Here is a 24,682-nt window from a genome sequence, read left to right on the forward strand (position 1 = left end):
TGTGACGCACGGGACCGCAAGGATCAGAGATCAGTAAGTGCGGGTGTCTTCGCCGAACCACTTGATCAGCAATTCGTTCAGCGAGCCGTCCTCTTTCATCGAGGTGATGGCCGCATCGAACTTGCCACGCAGTTCGCCGTCGGATTCACGCAGGCCCATGCCAACGCCACCACCCAGCGGAACCGGGTCGCCGACGAAGACCAGCTCGCCGTTCGATTCCTCGACCAGCGGCGCCAGATAGTCACGGTCGGCCAGAACGGCATCCGCTTCGCCGTTGCGGACGGCTGCGATGGTTTCTTCCGGAGTTGCAAACTCGACCAGGGTTGCGCCGGATTCGGCCACGTGACCTGCCTGGATGGTCGCGGTCTGAGCGGCGACAACGCCACCGGTCACGTCAGCACCTTCGGCAGCGGCAACATAGGCCGACGCCGCGGGGGGCTGATAGTTCTGGGTGAAGTCGATGACCTCATCACGCTCGGCAGTGATCGACATGCCGGCGATGATGGTGTCGTAGTTGCCCGAGACCAGGTTCGGAATGATCGAATCCCAGTCGTTCTTGACCCATTCGCAGGTCAGACCGGCGCGTTTGCACATCTCATCGCCCAGCTCACGCTCGAAACCGTCGATCTCGCCGGCGTCATTGATGAAGTTGTACGGAGGGTAGGCGCCCTCGGTGCCCATGCGGACGGTTTCGGCCATTGCCAAACCGGCGCTCAGTGCCAGTGCAGCTGTTGTCAGGATCAGTTTTTTCATGTTTTCACTCCCCTATTTTTGGTTTCGTTTCTAGTTAAGCAGCCTGCGTGGCAGACAAAAAGCCCTGCAGGCGTTCGGATTTGGGCGCGCCAAACAAGGCGTCGGGCGAGCCCTCTTCTTCGATCAGCCCCTGGTGCAGGAACACCACGTGGCTGGAAATATCAGCGGCCATTTTCATGTCATGGGTCACGATGATCATCGTGCGCCCCTCGGCCGCCAGGTCCTTGATCACCTTGATCACTTCCTGTTCCAGCTCGGGGTCAAGCGCCGATGTGGGCTCGTCAAAGAGCAGCGCCTCGGGCTCCATGCACAGGCCCCGCGCAATGGCGGCACGCTGTTGTTGGCCACCTGACAGCTGCGCAGGATAAACGTCGCATTTGTCGCCAATGCCCACCTGGTGCAGGTATTTGCGTGCGCTTTCCTCGACCTCGGCCTTGTCGCGGCCCAGGACAGTGACAGGCGCCTCCATCACGTTTTGCAGGATGGTCATATGGGCCCACAGGTTGAACTGCTGGAACACCATCGACAGGTTCGTGCGGATGCGCAGCACCTGTTTGGGGTCGGCTGGGCGACGCCCGTGGTGTTCACCCTTCCATGCGACGGGCTCGCCCTTGAACAGGATCTCGCCCTGTTGGCTGTCTTCCAGCAGGTTGCAGCACCGCAGCAATGTGGATTTTCCCGATCCCGATGATCCGATCAGCGACACCACGTCGCCCCGGTGGGCCGTGATATCAACGCCTTTGAGCACCTCGAGCTGGCCAAAGCTTTTGTGCAGGTTCTTGATCTGGATGACAGGAGGTGTGTCTGACACGTGGAATCCGAAGGTTTGTACCGGTTTTGGTGGGCTAATAGGGCTGAATTTTTGTCGCAATGCAACTTGCAAAACGAATGTTTCGCCCCGGAAAGCGCCGAATTGACTATACGGAACTGTCTTTTTCGGCGGGCGAAGGCGGTGTTGGGACAGCCAAATATACCTCTGCGGGTATGTCGATCAGCCCCCGGATGTGCAGCAATTGCCGGGTGTCTTCGTCCATCGCAGCAATCGCAGCCCGAACGGCGGCCGCAATCGGTGCAGGGTCGTGTGACTGCGCAGTCACAAAGGGCAAGGTTGGCGTGGGCTCCGTGCGGGTCACAACGCGCAGCTTGCTTGCCAGATTCGGTTCATGTTCGGTCAGCAGAACCCAAGTCAGCGCATCCAGAGCGGCAAGGTCTGCGCGTCCCTCGGCCACCGCCTTCGCCGACAGGGCATGGCCGCCGGATTGCAGCAAAGTGTCTACTTTCAATCCCAGTGAGTGCAGATGTGTCGTTGGCGCAGCCCATCCCGATTGCGACAGCGGCTCGTTATAGGCGAATGTGCCGGTCACCAATTCGTCCAGCGGTCGGGGATCATCCGAGCGGGCCACAAAGGTTGAATAATAATAGCCGGGCGGGCAATCGGGCAGGCCATAGTCGGGCGTACCGATCAAGGTAACCGTGCCATGCAGCTTGGTGCGATACGGCATGCCGCAGGTCTGCGAAAACACCATGCTTGGGTCGTGCCAGATGTCCCAGAAATCCCGCTCTCGATCCAACATCTCGGGGCCGTCCCCCAAATGCGTGCGGATCGCAGCCCAGAAGGCGTCATTGGCGTCTTGCAGGGCGGGCATGTCATACATGCCGAGCATCGCGGTCATGAACGGGCCGCCTTTTGCCGGGCAAGCGCCGAATCGCGGTCATTCACACCCAGCAAGTTGGCCACCAGCCGCAGCAGCGCGTCTTCTTCCTCGGCCCGTTCGCCATCGGCCAGAACCACCGACCACAGCGCCTCGACCACGGCGCGGCGGTCTTCATAGGCCACCGCATCCTTGATCGCGCGGGTAAAGCGCACGGTGTCGGGGGCTTCGGCCTCCAGCCCTTCGGCCTGCGAGCGCAGACCCGCCGCTTCGAACGGGGACAGGCCATAGCGCGCCGCGGTGATGCGGTCGATGCGGGCCATCTCTTCGGGGGCGTAATCATTGTCCGATTTGGCGATGCGCACCAAAAGCGCGGTCAGCGCAAGGCGGGCGTCTTCGTCGGGCAGTTGGGCGGGGTCCGGCTGCGTCAGCCGCGTCAGGAAATCACGAAACATGTAGAAAGGTATAGGCGTGCATCTGCAGTGCGCCAAGAGGCGCCGTGCGCTGCGGTCAGACTTTTTCCATCGCGCGGCGGCGGGCTGCTTCGCTGTCCTTGAAGCTCAACCCCATGGCGATTCGCGCCTCTTCTACAATCTTAAGCTCGCCTTCCTGCTGTTCGCCATCGGCCAGAACGACCTCCCACAGGGCGTCCAGTGCGGCCAGACGCTCCTCAAGACCGGTCGTCTCGCGGATCAGGCGGCCAAAGGTGTCGGTCTCGGGCGCTGCCGCATGCAGCTTTTCGCAAGTCGCACGCACTTTGGCGGCCTCAATCGCGTTGTGTTGATAAAGCCGGGCCAGAATGCGGTCGATCAGGCTGATTTCTTCGAGCTGATAATCGCGGTCGGACTGCGCCACGCGCACAAGCAGTGCCCCAAGGGCCAACTCGGCATCCGGGTCGGGCAGCGGGGCAGGGTCAGATGGGCGAAACGCCTGGAAAAACTTCTTCAGCATGATCTGAAATTACCCCATATTTTGCGTTTCGCCAAGGGCGAACTACCCGGTATAGCCTTCGACGATAACCAGATCCCCGGTTGAAACCGGATCGCGAATGTCCTTGGCTGCCTGATAGCCGATACTCTCATAACACTCGATCGCCTTTTCATAGCTTTCGAATTCCAGCACCACGGTACGGGCCCGCGCGTGACCTTCGCGGACTTGCTGCTCTCCGCCACGCACCAGAAACTTGGCACCATATTCCGCAAACGGCGCGGCGTTTGCCGCGACATAGTTCTTATAAGTCTCCATGTCGTCCACGTCGACATGCGCCACCCAGTACCCTTTGGCCATCTGCCTCTCTCCCCTTCAGTTTGACGTAGAGTGCGGCGGGGCTATGAATAACGCAACCGAGCATCTTCCTCTTGCCAGAAATATCCCGGGGGAGGCGCGCAGCGACGGGGGCAGAGCCCCCATCCAACGTTACACCAACCGCGAGGTGTCCTTGGCTGCGCGCACAAAATCAGCAAACAGGGGGTGCGGCGCAAAGGGCTTGGATTTCAGCTCGGGGTGGAACTGTACGCCGATGAACCACGGATGGTCAGCCCATTCCACGATCTCGGGCAGACGGCCGTCTGGTGACATGCCCGAGAATTTCAACCCGGCGGCTTCCAGCTTTTCGCGGTACTTGATGTCGACCTCATAGCGGTGGCGGTGACGCTCTTCGATCTGGGTCGATCCGTAAACTTCCGCCACATTCGACCCATCGGCCAGTGCCGCGTCATAGGCCCCCAAGCGCATGGTGCCGCCCTTGTCGTCATCGGCTTTGCGCTGCACCGTGTGGTTGCCCTGAACCCATTCTTTCAGGTGATAGACCACCGGCTCGAACCGTTTCTCGCCCGCCTCGTGGTCGAATTCCTCGGACCCAGCGGTCTTGATGCCCGCCACATTACGAGCCGCTTCGATCACCGCCATCTGCATGCCCAGACAAATGCCCAGATAAGGGATCTTGCGGGTACGGGCGAACTCGGCCGCCTTGATCTTGCCTTCGGTGCCGCGCTCGCCAAAACCACCAGGCACCAGAATGGCATGGAAGCCTTCCAGATGCGGGGCTGCGTCGCTGCGGTCGAATACCTCGGCATCAACCCAGGACACGTTCACCTTGACCCGGTTCGCCATCCCGCCATGGGTCAGCGCCTCTTTGATCGACTTATAGGCATCTTCGAGCTGGGTGTACTTGCCGACGATGGCCACGTTCACTTCACCATCGGTGTTGTGGATGCGGTCCTTGACGTCGTTCCAGGTCGCCAGATCGGGCTTGGGCGCGGGCGAGATGTTGAAGGCATCGAGCACGGCCTGATCCAGACCCTGCTCGTGATAAGCCAGCGGTGCCTCATAGATCGAGCTCAGGTCATAAGCCGCGACTACGGCCTCTTTCCGGACGTTACAGAACAAAGCGATTTTCTCGCGTTCCTTGTCCGGGATCGGCTGTTCCGAGCGGCAGACCAGGATGTCGGGCGCTATGCCGATGGATTGCAGCTCCTTGACCGAGTGTTGGGTCGGTTTCGTTTTCAACTCACCCGAGGCCGCCAGATAGGGCAGCAGCGTCAGGTGCATGAAAATGCACTGACCGCGGGGTTTGTCGTGGCTGAACTGACGGATGGCTTCGAAAAACGGCAGGCCTTCGATGTCGCCAACGGTGCCGCCGATCTCGCACAGCATGAAATCGACCTCATCCTCTCCGATCGAGATGAAGTCCTTGATCTCGTTGGTGACATGGGGAACCACTTGAATGGTCTTGCCCAGGTAGTCGCCGCGGCGTTCCTTTTCCAGCACGTTTGAATAGATCCGGCCCGACGACACCGAGTCGGTTTTGCGGGCAGGCACACCAGTGAAACGCTCGTAGTGGCCCAGGTCCAGGTCGGTTTCCGCGCCGTCATCGGTCACGAAAACCTCGCCGTGCTCAAATGGCGACATGGTGCCGGGGTCGACGTTCAGATAGGGGTCCAGCTTGCGCAGGCGGACCGAATAGCCACGTGCTTGCAGCAGCGATCCCAGGGCGGCGGACGCCAGACCCTTGCCAAGCGAAGATACAACACCGCCAGTGATGAAGATAAAACGCGCCATGAGTGTTCGGCTGCCCCCGTGAGTGGTCAAAATTCAGCTGCCCGGTGGCCTCGAACACGTGCTCAAAAACCACTGCATCACGGGACTTCACGTATAAAGGATTCGCGCGCCTAACGCAAGAGAACCGCAAGATGCTGTTGCGGTTCTCATCCAGAATTCAAGGTGTAGTGGTTCAGTCGGCTTTGGGAACCAGCGGTGCGTTGTCGCCTTGTGTGGGCGGCAACAGGTCGGACCCTGCCGGAACGTCAGGTGTGCTCTGCTCGGATGCAGGTGCCGGAACGCCCAGACGGTCGATGACCGACGAGCCTGCGGACTTTTGCGCGGCCAGAATGGTCAGCGTGATCGAAGTCACGATAAAGGCCGCCGCCAGAATCCAGGTCAACTTGCCAAGTGCCGTGGCCGCTGCGCGACCCGAAACGGCACCGCCGCCACCGCCGCCCATGCCCAGGCCTCCACCCTCGGACCGCTGCATCAGAACGACGGCGATCAGGCCAAGAGCCAGGAGAAGGTGAATGATGAGGACGACGTTTTCCATGGAGACCCTGCAGAGCGTGGTATGTACCGCGCGGTATGTAGGCAAGTTTGCGGTCAGGGGCAAGGGAGGAGTTTGCGATCACGTGGCGTGATGAGCCGCATCACGGATTTGACACTGGACTTGGGGCGATGGTGGTTCAATCATGCGCCCCATGCCACATGATGACCACGACCACCCGCACGCCCTGTTGCCGCCCGAGCCCGCCTTGCGGGTCAAGGCGCTGGAAACGATTCTCACCCGCAAGGGGCTGATTGACCCTGCCGCGCTGGATGAGTTGATCGACACCTATGAGAACCGCATTGGTCCCAAGAACGGTGCGCGCGTTGTTGCGCGAGCCTGGGCGGACCCGGAGTTCAAGGCCGCGTTGCTGGCAGATGCCACACCGGTGGTGGCCGACCTGGGCTATTACGGGCGCCAGGGCGAACATATGGTGGTGGTCGAAAATACCCCTGAGCAGCACAATATGGTCGTGTGTACCTTGTGCAGCTGCTACCCGTGGCCGTTGCTTGGCATCCCGCCGGGCTGGTACAAATCCGACGCCTACCGCGCCCGCGCTGTGCGCGAGCCGCGCAAGGTGCTGGCGGATTTCGGCGTGACCCTGCCCGAAGGCACATCCGTGCGGGTTTGGGATTCGACGGCCGAGGTGCGCTATCTGGTGCTGCCGATGCGCCCCGAAGGCACGCAAGGAATGACCAAGGACGAACTGGCCGAACTGGTGACCCGTGACAGCATGATCGGCACCGGCCTGGCGGAGGTGCCGTCATGACCCGCGTGCATGATATGGGCGGGCGATTTGGCGACGGACCCGTCGCGCCCGAGGGCGAAGACGCGCCAGTGTTTGAGAAGGACTGGCATGCACGGGCGCTGGCCGTGACGCTGGCCTCGGGCGCTTTGGGAAAATGGAACATCGACGTCTCGCGCCATGCGCGCGAGCGGTTGTCACCCAAGGATTACACGCGGTTCAGTTACTACGAGAAATGGATCTCGGGGCTTGCGGATCTGCTTGTGGAAACCGGCGTGCTGACGCTGGAGGACCTGAAGGGAGAGGGCGAGGATACCCCACACCCCCTGGCGCATAAGGCGATGACGGCCGAGGCGGTGCCGGGTGTCCTGGCCAAGGGCGGCCCGGCGGATCGTCCGTCGAATGTGGCTCCGGCCTTTGTCGTCGGGCAGGCGGTGCGTACGGCGCGTCCTGCCGCCAATCGGCTGGTGGACGGCGGACACACGCGCTTGCCTGCTTATGCTCAGGGAGCTGTTGGGCGTGTGCTGCTGATGCATGGCGCCCATGTTCTGCCCGACAGCAACGCGCACGGACTGGGAGAGGCCCCTGAGCCGCTCTATGCGGTGGTGTTCCCGGCAACCGAGCTTTGGGCCGACGCGGAAAGTCCCGACGATGAGGTCGTCTTGGATCTTTGGCAAAGCTATCTGGAGCCGGTATGAGCGATTGTGTCGAATTCAGTGCGCCCGAGCCGGTTTTTGCCGAGCCCTGGCATGCGCAGGTTTTTGCGCTGACGGTGCATCTGAACGAGACCGGGCGGTTTGCCTGGCCCGACTGGGCGGAACGGTTTTCTGCCACCTTGAAACGGCATGGATTGTCGCGCGAGTTGGATGGGGGCGATGATTACTTCCACGCCTGGCTTGAAACGCTGGAGGCGGTTCTGGACGAAGACGGCGGGGCGTCGAGGGGCGAGGTGGCCCCGATCAAGGACGCCTGGGAAGAGGCCTATCTGACCACGCCGCATGGGGCACCGGTGTCGCTGGACGGCTAGGCAGGCGCGCGCTGCCCGCCCCATCGAGGGGCGAACACCGCGGCGTGGCCAGGGGCCACGCGGGCGTGCTCAGAGCGTCACGCAGATAATTTCGGTTTTGTCTGGCATGTAAATGTCGCCACTCGTTATCAACGCGGTGTCCCCGGGATTAAGGGTGGTTCCGTTCAAATCGACCGTCCCGTTGAGGCAGTGAACAGCATGATCTGCTGGCGCAAGGTTCAGTGTTTGCGGCCCTTGGTGAAGCCTGACGGACGGTCTCACATGCTGCGGATCGAAGATGAGGTTGAAGTTTCGGACTGGCCCGTCGATCAGGCGCCCGGTCACTGGTAGATCCCCGGCAAAGGCCAGCGGTTGATGAGGCTGCGCGCTCAGCGTTGCGTCATCCGTGTGCAGGGTCATCCCGTTCCCCTCTATCACTGTCAGAATCCTGGAAAGGCCCGGAAAACACGAAAATGGACCGTCCCGATCCACATCTGCGATGCTCAGACGCCAGTGTATGTCATCGATGTTCGAGTGGCTGGCAATCTCGCGTGTGAGGCCACCACCATTTTTCCACGGCGTCGGCACGAGATCTGCCGCCTTGATGATGCGTGTCATCCGCCGGGGTCAGTCGCGGGACCGGGGCCGCGAGGTCAGCCCTGCTTTTTGCAGGAACCGACGCAAACCTGCGCGGGTGGGCAGGGCCAGGCGCGGCACGCGCAAGCGGGGTTTTCCGGCCAGCCGGTTGAATTCGTGCACGTCGATGATCTTTTCGGCACAGCCGCAGCCTTCGCCAAGGCCGACTTTGGTGTAGTAGAACTGTTCGAAGTTTTGTTCAGGCTTACTCATCCACATCGTCCACATCGCTCTGCCCGGCCAGTTGGCGCCGGACGTGGCTCCAGCTTAGACCGATTCCCAGAACGATGGACAGGGCCAGGATGCCCAGCCAGACCTGCACATTCTTGTTATCCAGCTGCAGCAGGCCAAAATCATAAAGCACCCACAACAATGCGGCGACAACGGCCATGACAAGGATCATGCCAAAGCCGCCGATCGAGCGCAGGGTGGCGCGGATGTAGATGATGTAACCGATGGTCAAGAGCAGCCCCATCAGGACCGCCACGGACAAATGCGCCTGATAATTCTCAATGCTCCAGCGGACATAGTTCCAGTCCGTCGGATTATAGGTCAGCGTCAGCAGCGCGAACGCAAACAGCCATCGCAGAAACATGCCCATAAAAAATCACCGCCACATACTTTTTTGTCGCGCAGAATCGCTGAAACGGACGCAGCTGTCCAGTGTTTCGACGACCCTGCGGCGAATTTGCGGTTTCACTGTTGCATGTGCCTCTGTATATGAACGCGGGTTTGATACTTCGCAGCAAAGGACCGGATATGGCCAATGTCGTAGTAGTCGGCGCCCAGTGGGGCGACGAGGGTAAGGGCAAGATCGTGGATTGGCTCAGCGAACGCGCTGATGTGATCGCGCGATTCCAGGGCGGTCACAACGCCGGCCATACCCTTGTGATCGACAGCAAGGTCTACAAGCTGCACGCATTGCCATCCGGCGTTGTGCGCGGCGGCAAGCTGAGTGTGATCGGCAACGGTGTGGTGCTGGACCCCTGGCATCTGATCAAAGAGATCGAGACCGTGCAGGCGCAGGGTGTCGAGATCACGCCCGAGACGCTGATGATTGCCGAGAACACGCCGCTGATTCTGCCGATCCATGGCGAGTTGGACCGTGCGCGGGAAGAAGCGTCCTCCAAAGGCACCAAGATCGGCACCACCGGTCGCGGCATCGGCCCGTGCTACGAAGACAAAGTGGGCCGTCGTGCGGTGCGCGTGGCGGACCTCGCGGATGAAGCGACGCTTGAGGCGCGCGTTGACCGTGCGCTGCAGCACCATGATCCGCTGCGCAAAGGTCTGGGCATCGAGGCCGTGGATCGCGATGCGCTGATCGCGCAACTCAAGGAAATCGCGCCAAAAATCCTGCCGTTTGCGGCGCCGGTCTGGAAGGTGTTGAACGAGAAACGCAAAGCGGGCAAGCGGATCCTGTTTGAAGGGGCGCAAGGCGCACTCTTGGACATCGACTTTGGCACCTATCCGTTTGTGACCTCGTCCAACGTGATTGCAGGGCAATCGGCGACCGGCGTGGGCATCGGCCCGAACTCGATCGACTTTGTTCTGGGCATCGTCAAAGCCTATACCACCCGTGTAGGTGAAGGACCGTTCCCGACCGAGCTGCACGATGACGACGGTCAGCGCCTGGGTGAGCGCGGGCATGAATTCGGAACCACCACAGGCCGCAAGCGTCGCTGTGGTTGGTTTGATGCAGCCCTGTTGCGTCAGACCTGCGCGACCAGCGGCGTCAGTGGCATCGCGCTGACCAAGCTGGACGTGCTCGACGGGTTCGAGACACTGAAAATCTGCGTGGGTTACGATTTGGACGGCGAGCGTCTGGATTATCTGCCGACCGCAGCGGATCAGCAGGCGCGCTGCACACCGATCTACGAAGAAATGCCGGGCTGGAGCGAATCCACCGAAGGCGCGCGCAGCTGGGCCGAGCTGCCGGCAAACGCGATCAAATATGTGCGCCGCGTAGAAGAGTTGATCGACTGCCCTGTTGCGCTACTCTCTACCTCGCCCGAACGTGAGGACACCATTCTTGTCACGGACCCCTTTGCAGACTGATGACTGATCCAAATAAACCCGGACTAAGCTACAAGGCCCGCCGCCGGTGGGCTTTGGTCATCCTTTTGCTGGGGATGCCGATCTACATCATCATGGTGGTGTTCATCCTGAGCTTGCTGAATCGCCCACCGATCTGGTTGGAACTGCTGGTCTACATTGGTTTGGGGATTGCCTGGGTTTTGCCATTCAAGGCGGTGTTCCGCGGGGTTGGACAAGCTGATCCGGATGCACCGGATGATCGCAACACGTGAATTTGGCGCGTTGATCCCAAAAAGGCACCGGATGATCAGGTGCCTTTTTTCGTTTGAAGCCGCGCGCTTACACTCTGCTGTAACACGAAGCACAGGGGGCGCTCCCGCACCCGGGCGATCCTGACTACGTCAGCACCGCCAACGGCCTTGGGCCGGGCGCCTCGCTTGTCGCTCGGCGCGGTCGCGCCCAGAAGCAACCGCCGAGCGCAGCGAGGCCCGGCCCAACGGGAGGAGGTGTCCCGCAAGGGGCATCGACGACGGGCGGGAGGGCTTGCGGGCCGAAGGGGTGTGGATGCGATGGGTTCCGCGTTTTGTGGTTTTGCGGGGGATGGTGCTCAATGTGCTTGGTCGGCTTGGAGGAAAGACCGGCGTGGCATCTATGGTGGGTGGGGAAATGCAAAGGGAGCCGCTCAGATGAGCGACTCCCTTTGCAAATTCTCGGGGCATTACCCAGCGGCGCGCTTGTTTGGATGGAACCCGATGTCACCCGAGGCAACAAAGCGTCCTCCGCCTGCCTTCTCGATCTTGCCGTCGCGAAGTAGCTGACCAAATGACCGCAGGCCGTCTTCGCGGTTGAAGCTTTGATTGTCCAACTGGCGCACTTTGTTCATCAATTGCGGGCGCGAAAACTGCTCGCGACCTTCGACAAACGACATGTAAGCTGCCGCCGCCTCCAGCAGATCGGGCAGGGTCACGGCGCCGTTCTCCGCTGCATATTCGGCAAACCCTTTGCCGGTCTCTCCAGCGGTCTCGTCTGTGACCACCGAAGCCACGCGGCGCGGGCGAACGGGGCCACGGTTCTGTGTCTCGGTCGGCACGTCGATACGCTGCTCGGCCACCAGTTTCAGTGGGGCCGGGCGGTCGCCACCTGCGCGGGGACGCGGGCTGGACGCTTTGGCGGTGGGACGGCGTGGGCGTACAACACTGGCCAGATCTTCACGATAGTCGTCGTCGCTGGTGTGGGTGCCAACGGTGCCACCTGCCGAACGCTCGGCTTGGGCTGCCGCGACGGCGGCGCGCAAATGGGTATAGGCTTCGCGCGAGGAGGAAGTGTCGGGATCGTCCAGCTTCTCATCAGCGGTTGCCATCAGGCGAGACAGGTCGTCTTCATCGGCTTCGACTTTGGGCGCCTCTGTTTGTTCATCGACTTCTGGCTCTGGGTTCAGATCTTCGGAGACATCTTCAAACTCTGCATCGATGTCATCGGCCGCGCCCGTGGCGTCAGGCTCAATCTGTGTCTTCTCCCCGTCGCCTTCCTCGGGGGTGGCATTCAACTCCGCTTCAACGGCGGCCAGTTCGCGCATCAGGTCAGCTTCGTCTTCGGGCAACAAAGAGCTGTTGCTTGCCGCATCGCTTTGCGTTTCTTCATCTGCGGGATCGTCCGTGGCGCTTTCGTCGTCCGCAGGTTGCAGATCGCCAGCGGCAATGGCCGCTTCCAGATCCCGGCGCTTGACCTTCAGAACGCGCGCCGTGGGCTGCGCGGGTTTTTCCGCCGTCTCGTCCGAGCCAAGAATGTTGTCCAGCTCGTCGGTTTCATCCTCATCCTCTTCATCCAAGTCCGAGAACAGAGCTTCGTCTTCCATAGCCGATTTTGCGTCGGCGTCATCTTCTGCATCCAGCTTTTCCAGAATGGCGGAAACATCCTCCGCTTCATCCTCAACTGTGTCTTCGTCGTCTTGCAGCGCTGTGGTCAATCCCGCCGCTGCAGCAGTGACCACATCTTCGGCGTGCTCGTCCTCGGCATAGGTCTCGGACTGAGCGGCTTGCTCATTGCGCGAGACAACGGCCCGAATGCGCTGCAGCTTAGCGGCGATGCTATCGGCGGCCGGGACGGTGTCGTCCTGTTCGACCGGCTCGGTTTCGATCACCGGAGCTTGATCCTCGGGGTCGGATACGCGCGCAGCGATGGCAGCCAAGGCCGCGTCTTCGGCGCTGACTTCGGCGACGTCGACTGCTTCTTCCGAGGTGTCCTGAGACGTTTCGGGCTCTTCCTCAGTCGCTTCGTTCAGGGCATCCACAGCCTCGGAAACTTCGGCTTCGGAAACCTCGGTTTCGGTCTCTTCCGAAGTATCCTCCAGGGTTTCTTCGGCGTCCACGATCTTAGGTGCATTGATCTCGGCGGTTTCGTCAGCGGTTTCTTCGTCAGATTCCGTGATCTCAGCTGCGTCCGAGATCTCCTCGGCAATGGTTTCGTTGGCCGGGGCTTCCTCGGCCTCTTCGACGACACTCTTGTCTTCGAGACCTACGTCCTCATCATCCGTCGCTTCTTCAACGGCGGCTTCAGCGGACGTTTCTTCGACGGTTTCAATGTCGTCCTGGGGGGCTTCGGTTTCGGGCGCTTCTTCGGCAATCGGCTCGACCGCAGGAGCTATTACAGGCGCAGGTTCGGCATCGACAACTTCTGCAGCGGCGGGTGCTACGACGGGGGCTGCTTCGGCGGCGCGCAGGACAATTCCCTTTGAATCGGTGCGGGCCTCGACCTGGCGCGAAATCTCGCGCTGGGCGATCCGCGCCAGCATGTCCGCGTCGGGCTGTGGGGGTTCTGCGCCGAAATAGCGATCGTCCGCTGCGAGATCCCTAAAGTACTCGGCAATGGCTTTCATGGTGTCGAAGGAGTCTTCAAACCCCTCCAACGTGCAGGAAAATGTCCCGTATGAGACGGTCAATACCTTGTTGTTCTGTACCATGGGATGCTCGTCCTCTACATACTTATGGCAACCCGTTTACCATGCCCGAGGCGTCAATTTCGGCCCGAATCTGTGCAAATGAGCGTATCATTTTGTGACCAGATTGTGTCTCGTTTCCTAAATAAGGCTAAATCGACATATGAAACCCCCTATTGTTGAGCATTCGGAACCAATCACGCTGATTGGCGGCGGGGATGTAGGTGAAAACGACCTTAACCTCGCCTCGTCGGTGGCGCCAACGCTTGTGGCAGCAGATGGAGGGGCCGACCTTGCGGTGGCGCAGGGGCACATGCCACAGGCGGTGATCGGGGATTTTGACTCTGTCTCGGATGACGTTCAGCGTCTGGTCCCACCCGAGCGGCTGTTTCCGGTACGAGAACAAGAGACCACGGATTTCGACAAGGCGTTGCGCCACATCCATGCACCGCTTGTGGTGGGTGTGGGGTTTTTGGGCGGGCGCGTCGATCATCAGTTGGCGGTGCTCAACACATTGGTACGCAGGGCCGCGACGCCTTGTGTCCTGTTGGGTGCGCATGAGGTTCTGTTTCACGCCCCCCCCCGGATTGAGCTGGCATTGGATCCAGGCAGCGTGGTGTCATTGTTTCCGTTGGCGCGCGTAAACGGGCGATCGTCGGGGCTGGAATGGCCGATTGATCAGCTGACGTTTGACCCCTCGGGGCAGATCGGCACGTCGAACCGAAGCACGGGGCCGGTGACGTTGGAAATGGATCAGCCGGGGCTGTTGGTCATGGTGCCACGTGGCGCCTTTGATCTGGTCATGCAGGCGTTTCGTTCAACTCGGCACGTGCCGTGGCCCGCTCACGCAGGATGATGTAAAGGCCGGCTGCAATCGTGATGCAGATGCCAACGCTGGCCAGACCATTGGGCAGATCGCTGAAAATCAGCCAGCCAATGACCGTGGCCACAGGAATTTCCAGATACTGCATCGGCGCCAATGTGGCCGAGGGCGCATAGCGCAGCGACCAGGTCATCAGCAGATGCGCCAGCGTGCCCAGAAGCCCGATCGCCAGCATCAACCAACTGGTCATGACGTCGGGCATCACCAGCGTCAGCGGCTCGATACCCATGTTCTGACCGACCAGCAGAGCGGGCAGCAGCACTACCGAAGCCATCACTCCGGAAACCGCCTGCAGGCCCACAGGGTCGGTATCCTTTGCCAATTGTCGGGTCACCAGCATGAAGAGCGAGAAGACGATGGCCACCACCAGGGGCAGCAGCGCGGGCCAGCCGACCTCGACAAAGCTGGGCTGGATCACCAGAAGAGTGCCGATGAAGCCAACGATGCAAGCCCCCAGGCGGCGCGCGCCGACCTCTTCGTCCAGGACATATTTGCCCAGAAGCAGCATGATGAAGGGCATGACAAAGGCAATCGCTACAGCATCCGCCAGCGGCAGGTATTGCAGCGCCGTGAACATCGCGCCGATGCCCACGATATGCAGAACCGTGCGCAGGGCCGTCAGGCGCAAAAGCCGCCCGCGGATGCGCCAGGGGCGCCGCGTCACGATCACCAGCGGGATCAGGACCGCCGCCTGCACGGCAAAGCGGACCAACAACAGTTCTCCCAGCGGAATTGCACCACTCAAAAGTTTGGCCACGGCGTCGCCCATGGGGGCGACGACACAAAATCCCAACATCAAAAGGATACCCAGAACGGGGCGATCATGCGACATGCCGCCACGCTAGGGAAGGACAGGACGGGGATCAACCCACCCTAGAGCTGACCTAGGGTCAGTGCCCGCAATCAGCAGTTTGGAACGTTGACGGCCAAACCACCAAGCGAGGTTTCCTTGTACTTTTCGTGCATGTCATGGCCGGTCTGACGCATGGTCTCGATACAGGCATCAAGCGGCACGAAATGCTGCCCGTCGCCCCGCAAGGCAAGCGAGGCGGCCGAGACCGCCTTGATTGCGGCCAGTCCGTTGCGTTCGATGCATGGGACCTGCACCAGCCCTTTGACCGGATCGCAGGTCATGCCCAGATGATGTTCCAGCGCAATCTCGGCGGCGTTTTCCACTTGCTGCGGTGTTCCGCCCATCACGGCACACAGGCCAGCCGCCGCCATCGCAGCAGCACTGCCGACCTCGGCCTGGCATCCGGCCTCGGCGCCAGAGATCGAGGCGTTGAACTTGACCAGCCCACCGATGGCGGCAGCGGTGAGCAGGAAATCCTCGATGTGGGACTCAGACGCGCCGGGCACGTGGTCGAGGTAATAGCGGATCACAGCGGGCAGGGTGCCTGACGCGCCATTGGTGGGCGCGGTGACGACCTGACCACCGGCGGCGTTTTCCTCGTTCACCGCCATGGCGTAGACGCTCATCCAGTCGTTGATGGTGTGCGGTGCGTTCAGGTTCATGCCCCGTTCGGCCTGCAACGCATCATGGATGCCCTTGGCGCGACGGCGCACGCTCAACCCGCCGGGCAGGATCCCGTCGGTGACCAGCCCACGCTCGATGCAGCCGTTCATGACCTCCCAGATGCGGGCGGTGCCCTTGGCGAAGCTCACGGCGCAACCGCGTGAAATCTCGTTCTCGCGTTTCATCTCGGCAATGGACTTGCCGCTGGCATTGGCCATTTCCAGCATCTCGGCGGCGGATTTGAACGGGTAGGGAACCGGATCGCCTTCGTCCGTGGCCTTGCCCTCGGCCAGTTCCTCTTCGGTCAGGACAAAGCCGCCACCGATGGAATAATAGACCTGCCGCAGGATCACGTCGCCCTGCGCGTCTGTCGCCATCAGGGCCATGCCGTTGGCGTGGCCGGGCAGGGTGTTGTCGTAGTCAAAGATCAGATCGGTCTTTGGGTCAAAGTGCAGCTCGGGCAAACCCTCGGGCGACGCCCTGTGCGTCTCGGCAATCGCGGCAAGGGCGGCTTCGGCCTTGTCGTGGTCATAGCTGTCGGGCAGGAACCCGGCGAGACCCAGAATGGTGGCGCGGTCGGTGGCGTGACCCACGCCGGTAAAGGCCAGCGAGCCGTGCAGCGAGCCGCGCAGACCGTGGAATTCAAACGGCGAGGCGCGCATCAGGTCCAGAAACCGCGCTGCGGCCACCATCGGACCCATGGTATGAGAGGATGACGGGCCAACGCCCACTTTGAACATGTCGAAGACAGAGAGAAACATCTTACTGAGCTGAGCCTTCTGGAGGATTGGCATAGGTGGGTGACGTGAACGGTGTAGCGCCCAGACCTTCGGCCTGAACGGCGGCGCGTACGGCGGGGCGGGTTTCTAGCGCTTGCAGGATCCGTTGCAAATAGGGTGTGTCGCTGATGTTGTACCAGCTGCGGTCGCTGCCCGCAGGGTAGAGCGCCATCCACCGCATCATGCAGGCAACATAATAGGTCATCACCGACGGCGTGTCCGCGCTGAACCAGGACGGCGACTGTTGGGCGATCGCATCCAGCAGACCAAGGTGCTGCCGCAGACGCGGGCGAATGCCTGCGCGCAGGGTCTCGGCCTGGGACGCGTCGATGTATTTTTCCGCGTAGAACAGGATGCGCAAATCGGCATGCAACGTGTTCGAGGCAAAGAACAGCCATTTGAGGAACGCGCCACGCTCTACGTCTGCGGGTTTCAGCTGCTCGTATGTTTCGACCAGCCACAACAGGATCGCGGCGGTCTCAAACAGTGGCCTCTGCGGCGTTTCCAGAACCGGGATCAACCCGTTGGGATTGAGGGCGCGATAAGCTGCGCTGTCCTGTGCGCGGGATTTGCGATCCACCAGCACGGAATCAAACGGCACACCCATCTCAAGCAACGCCAGCCGGATCACCAGCGAGGCGTTGTCAGGGGCGTAATGAAGGCGCAGGTCCTGTGTCATGCTATCGTCCTACAGATCGACATGCCTTTAGGTGGGTTCGATTGCGACGTTTCCAATCGGAAACGCGCAATGTTGTGTCCAAGGCTGATGTTTACCTGACCTTAACCATGGAATCTCTAGCATCAGTCGCGCAGATGGAGGTGCGTCATGCGAAGGGTGCTTTTGGTTGTCGGGATGGTTTTGGCAACGGTTGTGCCGGTTTCGGCGCAACAGGCGTTGGTGGCGCTCGAGGATGAGTTGGCCGAGATGCTGCGCGACAAACCAGACGCGTTTTACGAGGCCGCGACCGAGTTGATCATCGGCTACGGCAGCAGCGGCCGCATTGATGCCGAAGGGATCGAGCGGATGATTGCCCTGCGCCGCGCCAGCCTGCGGGCCGGGCACATCCGGCGGCTGCTGGTGGCGGATCTCGACAACGATGGTTCCGTGACCCGAGCTGAGGTTGGAACGGTTCTGCCGACCCTGTCGGCCACCGTGCGATCCCGCCTTGTGCACGCACACCGGGCGGCGGATCAGAACATGGACGGCATCGTGCGCCCGGATGAACTGCGCGACACGGCGCAAGCAATGGCCCGTAAAACGGCGTCGGACCGGAGCTTTCTGAAGTACCGTTATGTCTTGATGGCGGATCTTGATAACGACGGCTGGGTTACCCTGGATGAGGTGAGCGAGATGATGGCGCAGGTTCTGCCCGAAAGCTGACGCCAAGCCGTGGATCGGCGGCATTTAGCAGATTTCACTCTCGCGCGTTCCAGTTAAGTTGCTATAACCGCTGCACGACCAGCGAGGGGGAGCCTGCCATGACCGGAGAATTGTCGCCCATCGACAAGGCCAAATTCGTGGCTGCCAAACGGGCCGCCGATTTTGTCGAGGACGGGATGCGCGTGGGTTTGGGCACAGGCTCGACCGCAGCCTGGCTTGTGCGTTGCCTGGGTGAGATGGTGCGCGACGAGGGGCTCAAGATCAAAGGCGTGCCGACCTCGACCCGCACAGCGGAACTGGCGCGCGACGTTGGCATCGACGTGATCAGCCTGGACGAGGCGCGCTGGTTGGATCTGACCATTGATGGCGCGGATGAGTTCGACGGCGACCTGAACCTGATCAAGGGCGGCGGCGGCGCGCTGCTGCAGGAAAAGATCGTGGCGACCGCCTCGGATCAAATGGTTGTGATTGCCGACATCGGCAAAGAGGTCGAAACCCTGGGCAATTTCCCCCTGCCGGTCGAGGTGATCCCCTTTGGCTGGCAGACCACACAGGCGCTGATCGAAGAAACGCTGATCTCGATGGACGTGCTGGGCCGCTCGGCCACCTTGCGGATGAACGGGGATACGCCGTTCATCACGGACGAGGGCAATCACATCCTGGATCTGCACCTCAACCGGATCGGCAATGCACGCCAACTGGCGCTGGTGATCAACCAGATGCCGGGGGTGGTGGAAAATGGTCTTTTCATCGATATCTGCGATACGGTTGTGATCGGCTATGGCGACGGCCGGGTCGAACTGCGCGACATCAACCAGGGCACGGTGGAACACGACCGGCTGGATTTCGTTGAAAGCGACAACCTGTTCACGGACCTGGCGGATTGATAGCCCTCAACGCTGCGCCCTTTGAGGCCCGCCTAAGCAGAAGAAAGCGCATAGCAAAGGTGGTGCTTGCCTTGGGGCTTGTGTCGCCGATGGCGGCGATGGCGATCGCATACTTTGGCTTTGCGCCACCTATCGAAGGCAGCCTGGAATGGCTCTGCAACATTGCTTTCGCGTTGATCCTGATGTCCTGCATCTGGCTGCCGATCCATGTTGCGCGTCAACCCGATCTGCTTGTTCGGGTGGACCAATCAGGGTTTTCCGGTGTGTGGTGCCTGTCCTTTTGGAGCAGAGTGGTCCTGTTTTTCCCGTTGTCGGAGATGGATGCCCTGCAAAGGTCTCATCGCAAAAGATGGTTGCGCGCCCCGGAACCAGTCCTGCGTCTTTATTGTGGCAAGACGTCAACGTCGGTCTCGTTGAATCCCCTCCCACAGCTCCTATTTGAGGATTTCGAAACAGCGCTGCGCAGGTTTTGGCCGGACCTGGATGATCCTATAGAACAGCAGCAGCACAGGCGGAACGGGCTGGACAGCAGCCCCCGATAAGATACACCCCTTCTGAGCCGCGACAGCGGTGCAGGTAGACAGATGAGGCGGAAACTCATGAGCTTTGACTATGATCTCTTCGTGATTGGCGGCGGTTCGGGCGGCGTGCGCGCGGCGCGTGTGGCCGCAGGTGACACCGGGGCCAAGGTGGCGCTGGCCGAAGAGGACCGCTATGGCGGCACCTGTGTGATCCGCGGTTGCGTGCCCAAAAAGCTGATGGTCTTTGCCAGCGAGTATTCCGGCATGGTCGAAGACGCGCAAAGCTATGGCTGGGACATCCAGCCGGGCGCCTTCAACTGGGACGCGTTCAAAGGCAAGCTGCATGCCGAGCTGGACCGCCTCGAAGGGATTTATCGCAACATTCTGAAAAACAACGGCGTCGAGAGCTTTGATCAACGCGCCACCGTGGTTGATCCGCACACGGTCGAACTGGCCGATGGCACCCGCAAGACCGCCAAGCACATCCTTGTCGCGACCGGCGGCTGGCCTACGATCCCCGAATTCCCCGGCTCGGACCTGGCGATCACCTCGAACGAGATCTTTCACTTGGATGAGTTGCCCAAGAAGATGTTGATCGTCGGTGGCGGCTACATCGCTTGCGAGTTTGCGGGCATCATGAATGGCCTGGGTGTCGAGGTGACGCAATATTATCGCGGGGCGCAGATCCTGCGTGGCTTTGATGACGAGGCGCGCGGTCTGGTCAGCGAAGAGATGTGCCAGAACGGTATTGACCTGCATCTGGGCACCAACGTGCTGGAAATGAGCAAAGAGGGCGATCAGATCCGGGTCAAGGCGACCAATGGCGACGAAAACCTGTTCGATCAGGTGATGTATGCAACCGGCCGCAACCCGAACTCGACCGGCTTGGGGCTTGAGGCGCTGGGCGTCGAACTGGGCCGCAAGGGTGAGATCAAGGTTGATCAGTACAGCCAGACGGGCGTACCCTCGATCTATGCCATCGGCGACGTCACCGATCGGGTGAACCTGACACCGGTGGCGATCCGCGAAGGCATGGCCTTTGTGGAAACCGTATTCAAGGGCAACCCGACCTCACCCGATCACGACTTGATCCCGACGGCGATCTTCACCCAGCCCGAGATGGGCACCGTGGGCCTGAGCGAGGAAGAGGCTGCCGAGCAGGAGCCGATCGAGGTTTACGCAACCTCGTTCAAGCCGATGCAGCAAAGTTTCGCGGGCCGGTCGGCACGGGTGCTGATGAAGCTGATCGTGTCCAAGGCCACGCGCAAGGTGCTGGGCTGTCACATCGTGGCGCCCGGCGCGGGCGAAATGATCCAGCTGGCCGGGATCGCGGTCAAGATGGGTGCGACCAAGGAAGATTTCGACCGGACCGTGGCGGTACACCCGACCATGTCCGAAGAACTGGTCACAATGAAGCAGCCTGTGCGCAGCGCTTGATTTGCAAGCCGGAACACACAGGTTTAGGTTGACGCCGCAATGTGCGGTCTGACGAAGGGATAACAACATATGGCGGGCAATAACGGTGGCCCCTGGGGGGGCGGAGGCTCTTCCGGCGGCGGCGGCAACCGGGGCAACAACGGGAACGGGCAGCGCCCGCCCGAAGGGGACAAACCCCAGATTCCCGAGATCGACGACCTGATGAAAAAGGGTCAGGAACAGCTGCGCGTGCTGATGGGTGGTCGTGGCGACAACCGCGGCGGCAGCGGCGGACCGGGCCAAGGGGGCGGCGGTGGCCCGCTGTTTACCCGTGGGACCATTGGTCTGGGCCTTGTTGCGGCTGCGGTCCTGTGGGGCTTTGCCAGCATCTATACCGTCAAACCCGAAGAAAAGTCTGTGGAACTGTTCCTGGGTGAATTTTCGGCCATTGGCGAGCCGGGCCTGAACTTTGCGCCCTGGCCGTTTGTGACCGCTGAGGTCATCCCGGTCACCCGCGAACAGACCGAGGATATGGGCGGTGCGCGTGGGGGCAATGATGGCCTGATGCTGACGGGCGACGAAAACGTCGTCGACATCGATTATCAGGTTGTCTGGAACATCAACGACCCTGCCAAGTACCTGTTCAACCTGCGCGACCCGCGTCCGACCATCCGTGCGGTGTCGGAATCAGCGATGCGTGAAATTATTGCTCAGTCCGACCTGGCGCCAATTCTGAACCGCGATCGTGGTATCATTGGCGACCGTTTGCAGGACCTGATCCAATCGACTCTGGACAGCTACGATTCGGGTGTGAACATCATCCGTGTGAACTTTGACAAAGCGGACCCGCCGCCAACCGTGATCGACGCCTTCCGCGACGTTCAGGCGGCCGCGCAGGAACGCGACCGACTGCAGAACGTTGCCGATGCCTATGCCAACCGTGTGTTGGCCGAAGCGCGCGGTGAAGCGGCGCAGCTCTTGGAAGAGGCCGAAGGCTATCGCGCGCGCGTTGTGAACGAGGCTGAAGGTGAAGCCAGCCGATTCTCAGCGGTTCTGGAAGAATATTCCAAGGCGCCCGAAGTGACCCGCAAGCGTCTGTATCTGGAAACCATGGAACAGGTTCTGGGTGATGTGAACAAGGTCATCCTTGATCCCAACACCGGTGGCGAAGGTCAGGGTGTTGTTCCCTACCTGCCGCTCAATGAACTGCAGCGCAAATCCAGCGAGGGGTCGAACTGATGCGGAAAACAACTTTTGTTCTGCCCGTGATCGTGGTCGCCGTTGTGGTGGCCCTGTCGGCACTGTTCATCGTGGACGAGCGTGAAAAGGCGCTGGTCCTGCAATTTGGCCGTGTGATCGATGTCAAGGAAGAGCCGGGTCTGGCGTTCAAGATCCCGCTGATCCAAGAAGTCGTGCGCTATGACAGCCGCATTCTGTCGATCGACGTCCAGCCGCTCGAAGTGACGCCGCTGGATGATCGTCGTCTGGTGGTTGACGCCTTTGCCCGCTACCGGATCCGTGACGTCAAACAGTTCCGTCAGGCTGTTGGTGTTGGTGGTCTGGCCACGGCCGAGGATCGCCTGGACAGCATCTTGCGCGCTGAAACACGCGAAGTTTTGGGTTCTGTCAGCTCCAAGGATATCCTGAGCTCGGACCGTGCGGCGCTGATGCTGCGCATCCGCAACGCGGCCATTGCCGAGGCTATGGCCCTGGGTCTGGAAGTCATCGACGTGCGCTTGAAGGCCACGGACCTGCCCAGCCAGAACCTTGAAGCGACATTCGACCGGATGCGCGCCGAGCGTGAACGTGAAGCGACCGACGAACGTGCCCGTGGTAACGAGGCGGCGCAGCGCGTGCGCGCGCAGGCCGACCGGACCGTGGTCGAGCTGGTGTCCGAGGCCAAGCGTGAGGCCGAGGTCACCCGCGGTGAGGCCGACGCCGAGCGGAACGCCATTTTTGCCGAAGCGTATGGCAAGGATGCAGAGTTCTTTGAATTCTACCGTTCGCTGACCGCCTATGCGCGTGCGCTGAAAGGGGACAACAGCTCGTTGGTGATGAGCCCGGATTCCGAGTTCTTCAACTATCTCAAGTCATCCAACGGCGCGGCGGCGTCTGAATGATGGCAACGATCCTTCTGGCCCTTGGGCTGGTACTGATTGTCGAGGGGCTGGCGTACGCGCTGGCCCCTTCGCTTATTGAACGTATGCTCGAGGCGCTCCGCCAGATCCCTCAGGGTGCGCGGCGGCAGGTGGGACTGCTGGCGCTGGTCAGCGGGCTGATTTTGGTCTGGCTGGCCCATCAAATGGGCGTCTGAGGTCACGAGCGGTTGAATTGACTGCGATCTGACGTTGCGGGGGCGCTCTTTCTGACTACATTAGATGCAAATGCAGGCGTCCGGCCAAACGGGTGACCTGATATATTTGTTCCAAGGAGGCTTCCAGTGCAGTCAAGAGCACGTGCAATTTCCATCACAAAGGACCGCGACACATGGATGTCCCAGGCACGCCTGATGTGGCTTGTGGCCCTGTCGACGCTGTTCGTGCTGGCGCAGGCCCTTGTGGCCCAAGCCCGTCCCGAGAGCCTGGCGCCGCTGGCTGAGAAAATCAGCCCGGCGGTGGTGAACATCACCACCTCGACCTTGGTCGAGGGGCGCGCTGGCCCGCAAGGCATCGTGCCCGAAGGCTCGCCGTTCGAGGATTTCTTTCGCGAGTTTCAGGATCGCAACAACAATGGCAACGGGGATCGCCCGCGCCGCAGCTCGGCCCTGGGGTCGGGCTTTGTGATTTCCGAGGATGGGTTCATTGTCACCAACAACCATGTGATCGCCGAAGCAGACGAGATCCTGATCGAGTTCTTCCCGGGCGAGGGTCAACCCGTCAAGGAATTGGTCGCCAAGGTCATCGGTACTGATGAGAAGACGGACATCGCCCTGTTGAAGGTCGAGGCCGATGGCCCGCTGAAATTCGTCAAGTTTGGTGACAGCGACACAGCCCGTGTGGGCGATTGGGTCATCGCCATGGGCAACCCGCTTGGGCAGGGCTTTTCGGTCAGTGCCGGCATCGTATCGGCCCGCAACCGGGCGCTCAGCGGCTCGTACGATGACTACATCCAGACCGATGCGGCCATCAACCGGGGCAACTCGGGTGGTCCTTTGTTCAACATGGACGGCCAGGTCGTCGGTGTGAACACCGCGATCCTGTCGCCCAATGGCGGCTCGATCGGGATCGGGTTCTCGATGGCGTCCAATGTGGTGACCAAGGTGGTCGATCAGCTCAAGGAGTTCGGCGAGACCCGCCGCGGCTGGCTGGGCGTTCGCATTCAGGACGTGACCGATGATGTCGCCGAGGCCATGGGCCTCAGCAAAGCTTCCGGCGCGTTGATTACCGATGTGCCGGACGGTCCTGCCAAGGAGGCCGGGCTTTTGTCGGGTGACGTGATCATGACCTTCGATGGCGTTGACGTCAAAGATACCCGGGCGTTGGTGCGTCAGGTTGGCGAAACCACCGTGGGCAAGGCCGTGCGCGTGGTGGTTTATCGCGACGGCGGCACTCAGACCGTGCTGGTAACGTTGGGGCGCCGCGAGGACGCAGAGCGCGCCGAAAATGGCGTTGCGACAGAAGACGGTGACGCACCGGACAGCGTGCAGAAAGATGTGCTGGGTTTGACATTGGGGACCCTGACACCGGATCTGCGGTCCGAGTTGGGGCTTGATGAGGACGCGACCGGATTGGTGGTCATGGACATCGACGAGACCTCGGAGGCCTTTGAAAAAGGTCTGCGTGCGGGGGATCTGATCACCGAAGCAGGTCAGCAAAAAGTCACCTCTTTGGCGGATCTTGACGACCGGATCGAAGAAGCGACCGAGGCCGGGCGCAAGTCGCTCTTGCTGCTGGTGCGCCGCGCGGGCGAGCCGCGTTTTGTGGCGCTGACACTCGAACAATAATCA

The 24,682-nt window shown here is 61.0% G+C and carries 28 protein-coding genes; 13 read left to right on the top strand and 15 right to left on the bottom strand.

All coding sequences use genetic code 11. From position 1 onward, the window contains the following. Positions 1-30: 30 nt before the first annotated feature. From TRL7639_RS15605 to secG, 8 genes are all read right to left on the bottom strand, one after another. On the bottom strand, positions 31-753 hold the full coding sequence (locus TRL7639_RS15605) for a transporter substrate-binding domain-containing protein (protein ID WP_085796774.1): 723 nt from the start codon (positions 751-753) through the stop codon (positions 31-33). Positions 754-787: 34 nt separating this feature from the next. Next, positions 788-1,564 carry an ABC transporter ATP-binding protein gene (locus TRL7639_RS15610; protein ID WP_085796775.1) on the bottom strand — a complete coding sequence of 259 codons (777 nt, stop codon included), beginning with the start codon at positions 1,562-1,564 and terminating at the stop codon, positions 788-790. A 106-nt stretch (positions 1,565-1,670) separates the two neighbouring features. Then, on the bottom strand, positions 1,671-2,426 hold the full coding sequence (locus TRL7639_RS15615) for a phosphate/phosphite/phosphonate ABC transporter substrate-binding protein (protein WP_085796776.1): 756 nt from the start codon (positions 2,424-2,426) through the stop codon (positions 1,671-1,673). Next, positions 2,423-2,860 (bottom strand): tellurite resistance TerB family protein, encoded by a 438-nt coding sequence (locus tag TRL7639_RS15620; RefSeq protein ID WP_085796777.1) that lies wholly within the window; start codon positions 2,858-2,860, stop codon positions 2,423-2,425. Before TRL7639_RS15620 ends, TRL7639_RS15615 begins: the two co-directional genes overlap by 4 nt. A gap of 55 nt (positions 2,861-2,915) precedes the next feature. Further along, a complete protein-coding gene (locus TRL7639_RS15625; protein ID WP_085796778.1) occupies positions 2,916-3,356 on the bottom strand; it encodes a tellurite resistance TerB family protein in 441 nt (146 codons plus the stop codon). A gap of 42 nt (positions 3,357-3,398) precedes the next feature. Then, on the bottom strand, positions 3,399-3,692 hold the full coding sequence (locus TRL7639_RS15630; RefSeq protein ID WP_085796779.1) for a DUF1330 domain-containing protein: 294 nt from the start codon (positions 3,690-3,692) through the stop codon (positions 3,399-3,401). A 129-nt stretch (positions 3,693-3,821) separates the two neighbouring features. After that, complete coding sequence (gene pyrG, locus TRL7639_RS15635; RefSeq protein WP_085796780.1) at positions 3,822-5,465, bottom strand: CTP synthase; 1,644 nt, start codon at positions 5,463-5,465, stop codon at positions 3,822-3,824. Between the two features lie 172 nt (positions 5,466-5,637). Further along, positions 5,638-6,000, bottom strand: coding sequence for a preprotein translocase subunit SecG (gene secG, locus TRL7639_RS15640; protein WP_085796781.1), 363 nt, complete (start codon positions 5,998-6,000; stop codon positions 5,638-5,640). Positions 6,001-6,151: 151 nt separating this feature from the next. On the opposite strand from secG, the gene nthA reads away from it, so the two are divergent. From nthA to TRL7639_RS15655, 3 genes are read left to right on the top strand one after another with little or no spacing between them, the layout of a single operon-like run. Continuing rightward, the gene (gene nthA, locus TRL7639_RS15645) at positions 6,152-6,766 is read left to right on the top strand and encodes a nitrile hydratase subunit alpha (RefSeq protein ID WP_085796932.1); all 615 of its coding nucleotides are present in this window, start codon (positions 6,152-6,154) and stop codon (positions 6,764-6,766) included. Beyond that, the gene (nthB, locus tag TRL7639_RS15650) at positions 6,763-7,440 is read left to right on the top strand and encodes a nitrile hydratase subunit beta (protein ID WP_085796782.1); all 678 of its coding nucleotides are present in this window, start codon (positions 6,763-6,765) and stop codon (positions 7,438-7,440) included. The genes nthA and nthB overlap by 4 nt, the downstream gene beginning before the upstream one ends. Continuing rightward, entirely contained in the window at positions 7,437-7,769 is a 333-nt protein-coding gene (locus TRL7639_RS15655) for a nitrile hydratase accessory protein (protein ID WP_085796783.1), read from the top strand. Before nthB ends, TRL7639_RS15655 begins: the two co-directional genes overlap by 4 nt. Before the next feature lie 69 nt (positions 7,770-7,838). Here the strand turns inward: TRL7639_RS15655 and TRL7639_RS15660 are convergent, their stop codons facing one another. Genes TRL7639_RS15660 through TRL7639_RS15670 form a run of 3 tightly spaced genes read right to left on the bottom strand, consistent with a single transcriptional unit; the run spans position 7,839 to position 8,985 of the window. Beyond that, a complete protein-coding gene (locus TRL7639_RS15660; RefSeq protein ID WP_085796784.1) occupies positions 7,839-8,366 on the bottom strand; it encodes a HutD/Ves family protein in 528 nt (175 codons plus the stop codon). 9 nt (positions 8,367-8,375) lie between these two features. Next, entirely contained in the window at positions 8,376-8,597 is a 222-nt protein-coding gene (locus TRL7639_RS15665; protein WP_085796785.1) for a hypothetical protein, read from the bottom strand. Continuing rightward, positions 8,590-8,985: a DUF6524 family protein gene (locus TRL7639_RS15670; protein ID WP_085796786.1), complete on the bottom strand. Its 396-nt coding sequence runs from the start codon at positions 8,983-8,985 to the stop codon at positions 8,590-8,592. The genes TRL7639_RS15665 and TRL7639_RS15670 overlap by 8 nt, the downstream gene beginning before the upstream one ends. 158 nt (positions 8,986-9,143) lie before the next feature. Between TRL7639_RS15670 and TRL7639_RS15675 the strand changes: the two genes are divergently transcribed. Both TRL7639_RS15675 and TRL7639_RS15680 read left to right on the top strand, forming a co-directional pair. After that, positions 9,144-10,439 carry an adenylosuccinate synthase gene (locus TRL7639_RS15675; RefSeq protein WP_085796787.1) on the top strand — a complete coding sequence of 432 codons (1,296 nt, stop codon included), beginning with the start codon at positions 9,144-9,146 and terminating at the stop codon, positions 10,437-10,439. Then, positions 10,439-10,690: a DUF2842 domain-containing protein gene (locus tag TRL7639_RS15680; RefSeq protein WP_085796788.1), complete on the top strand. Its 252-nt coding sequence runs from the start codon at positions 10,439-10,441 to the stop codon at positions 10,688-10,690. The genes TRL7639_RS15675 and TRL7639_RS15680 overlap by 1 nt, the downstream gene beginning before the upstream one ends. Before the next feature lie 446 nt (positions 10,691-11,136). On the opposite strand, the gene TRL7639_RS15685 is transcribed toward TRL7639_RS15680, so the two are convergent. Then, positions 11,137-13,377, bottom strand: a complete 2,241-nt coding sequence (locus tag TRL7639_RS15685; RefSeq protein WP_085796789.1) for a midas domain-containing protein — start codon at positions 13,375-13,377, stop codon at positions 11,137-11,139. Between the two features lie 139 nt (positions 13,378-13,516). On the opposite strand from TRL7639_RS15685, the gene TRL7639_RS15690 reads away from it, so the two are divergent. Continuing rightward, positions 13,517-14,209, top strand: a complete 693-nt coding sequence (locus TRL7639_RS15690) for a thiamine diphosphokinase (RefSeq protein WP_085796790.1) — start codon at positions 13,517-13,519, stop codon at positions 14,207-14,209. Here TRL7639_RS15690 and TRL7639_RS15695 read toward each other — a convergent pair. The 3 genes from TRL7639_RS15695 to TRL7639_RS15705 form a co-directional block, all read right to left on the bottom strand. Further along, the gene (locus TRL7639_RS15695; RefSeq protein WP_085796791.1) at positions 14,154-15,068 is read right to left on the bottom strand and encodes a DMT family transporter; all 915 of its coding nucleotides are present in this window, start codon (positions 15,066-15,068) and stop codon (positions 14,154-14,156) included. The genes TRL7639_RS15690 and TRL7639_RS15695 overlap by 56 nt on opposite strands. A 71-nt stretch (positions 15,069-15,139) precedes the next feature. Next, positions 15,140-16,513 (bottom strand): L-serine ammonia-lyase, encoded by a 1,374-nt coding sequence (locus TRL7639_RS15700; RefSeq protein WP_085796792.1) that lies wholly within the window; start codon positions 16,511-16,513, stop codon positions 15,140-15,142. A 1-nt stretch (position 16,514) separates the two neighbouring features. Beyond that, positions 16,515-17,210 (bottom strand): glutathione S-transferase family protein, encoded by a 696-nt coding sequence (locus tag TRL7639_RS15705; RefSeq protein WP_085796793.1) that lies wholly within the window; start codon positions 17,208-17,210, stop codon positions 16,515-16,517. Between the two features lie 147 nt (positions 17,211-17,357). Here TRL7639_RS15705 and TRL7639_RS15710 point away from each other — a divergent pair, with 147 nt between their 5' ends. From TRL7639_RS15710 to TRL7639_RS15745, 7 genes are all read left to right on the top strand, one after another. Then, positions 17,358-17,912 (top strand): EF-hand domain-containing protein, encoded by a 555-nt coding sequence (locus tag TRL7639_RS15710; protein ID WP_110647156.1) that lies wholly within the window; start codon positions 17,358-17,360, stop codon positions 17,910-17,912. Positions 17,913-18,010: 98 nt separating this feature from the next. Further along, the gene (gene rpiA, locus TRL7639_RS15715) at positions 18,011-18,799 is read left to right on the top strand and encodes a ribose-5-phosphate isomerase RpiA (RefSeq protein ID WP_085796795.1); all 789 of its coding nucleotides are present in this window, start codon (positions 18,011-18,013) and stop codon (positions 18,797-18,799) included. Positions 18,800-19,398: 599 nt separating this feature from the next. Then, complete coding sequence (gene gor / locus TRL7639_RS15725; RefSeq protein ID WP_085796797.1) at positions 19,399-20,757, top strand: glutathione-disulfide reductase; 1,359 nt, start codon at positions 19,399-19,401, stop codon at positions 20,755-20,757. Positions 20,758-20,826: 69 nt separating this feature from the next. Beyond that, positions 20,827-21,975, top strand: a complete 1,149-nt coding sequence (gene hflK, locus TRL7639_RS15730) for an FtsH protease activity modulator HflK (protein WP_085796798.1) — start codon at positions 20,827-20,829, stop codon at positions 21,973-21,975. Further along, positions 21,975-22,856, top strand: coding sequence for a protease modulator HflC (gene hflC / locus TRL7639_RS15735; protein ID WP_085796799.1), 882 nt, complete (start codon positions 21,975-21,977; stop codon positions 22,854-22,856). Before hflK ends, hflC begins: the two co-directional genes overlap by 1 nt. After that, positions 22,856-23,050 (top strand): DUF2065 domain-containing protein, encoded by a 195-nt coding sequence (locus TRL7639_RS15740; protein ID WP_085796933.1) that lies wholly within the window; start codon positions 22,856-22,858, stop codon positions 23,048-23,050. The genes hflC and TRL7639_RS15740 overlap by 1 nt, the downstream gene beginning before the upstream one ends. 177 nt (positions 23,051-23,227) lie before the next feature. Further along, positions 23,228-24,679, top strand: a complete 1,452-nt coding sequence (locus tag TRL7639_RS15745) for a Do family serine endopeptidase (RefSeq protein ID WP_207559682.1) — start codon at positions 23,228-23,230, stop codon at positions 24,677-24,679. Positions 24,680-24,682: the final 3 nt, after the last annotated feature.

Source organism: Falsiruegeria litorea R37, from assembly GCF_900172225.1.
In the GTDB taxonomy this organism is placed as follows: Bacteria; Pseudomonadota; Alphaproteobacteria; order Rhodobacterales; family Rhodobacteraceae; genus Falsiruegeria; species Falsiruegeria litorea.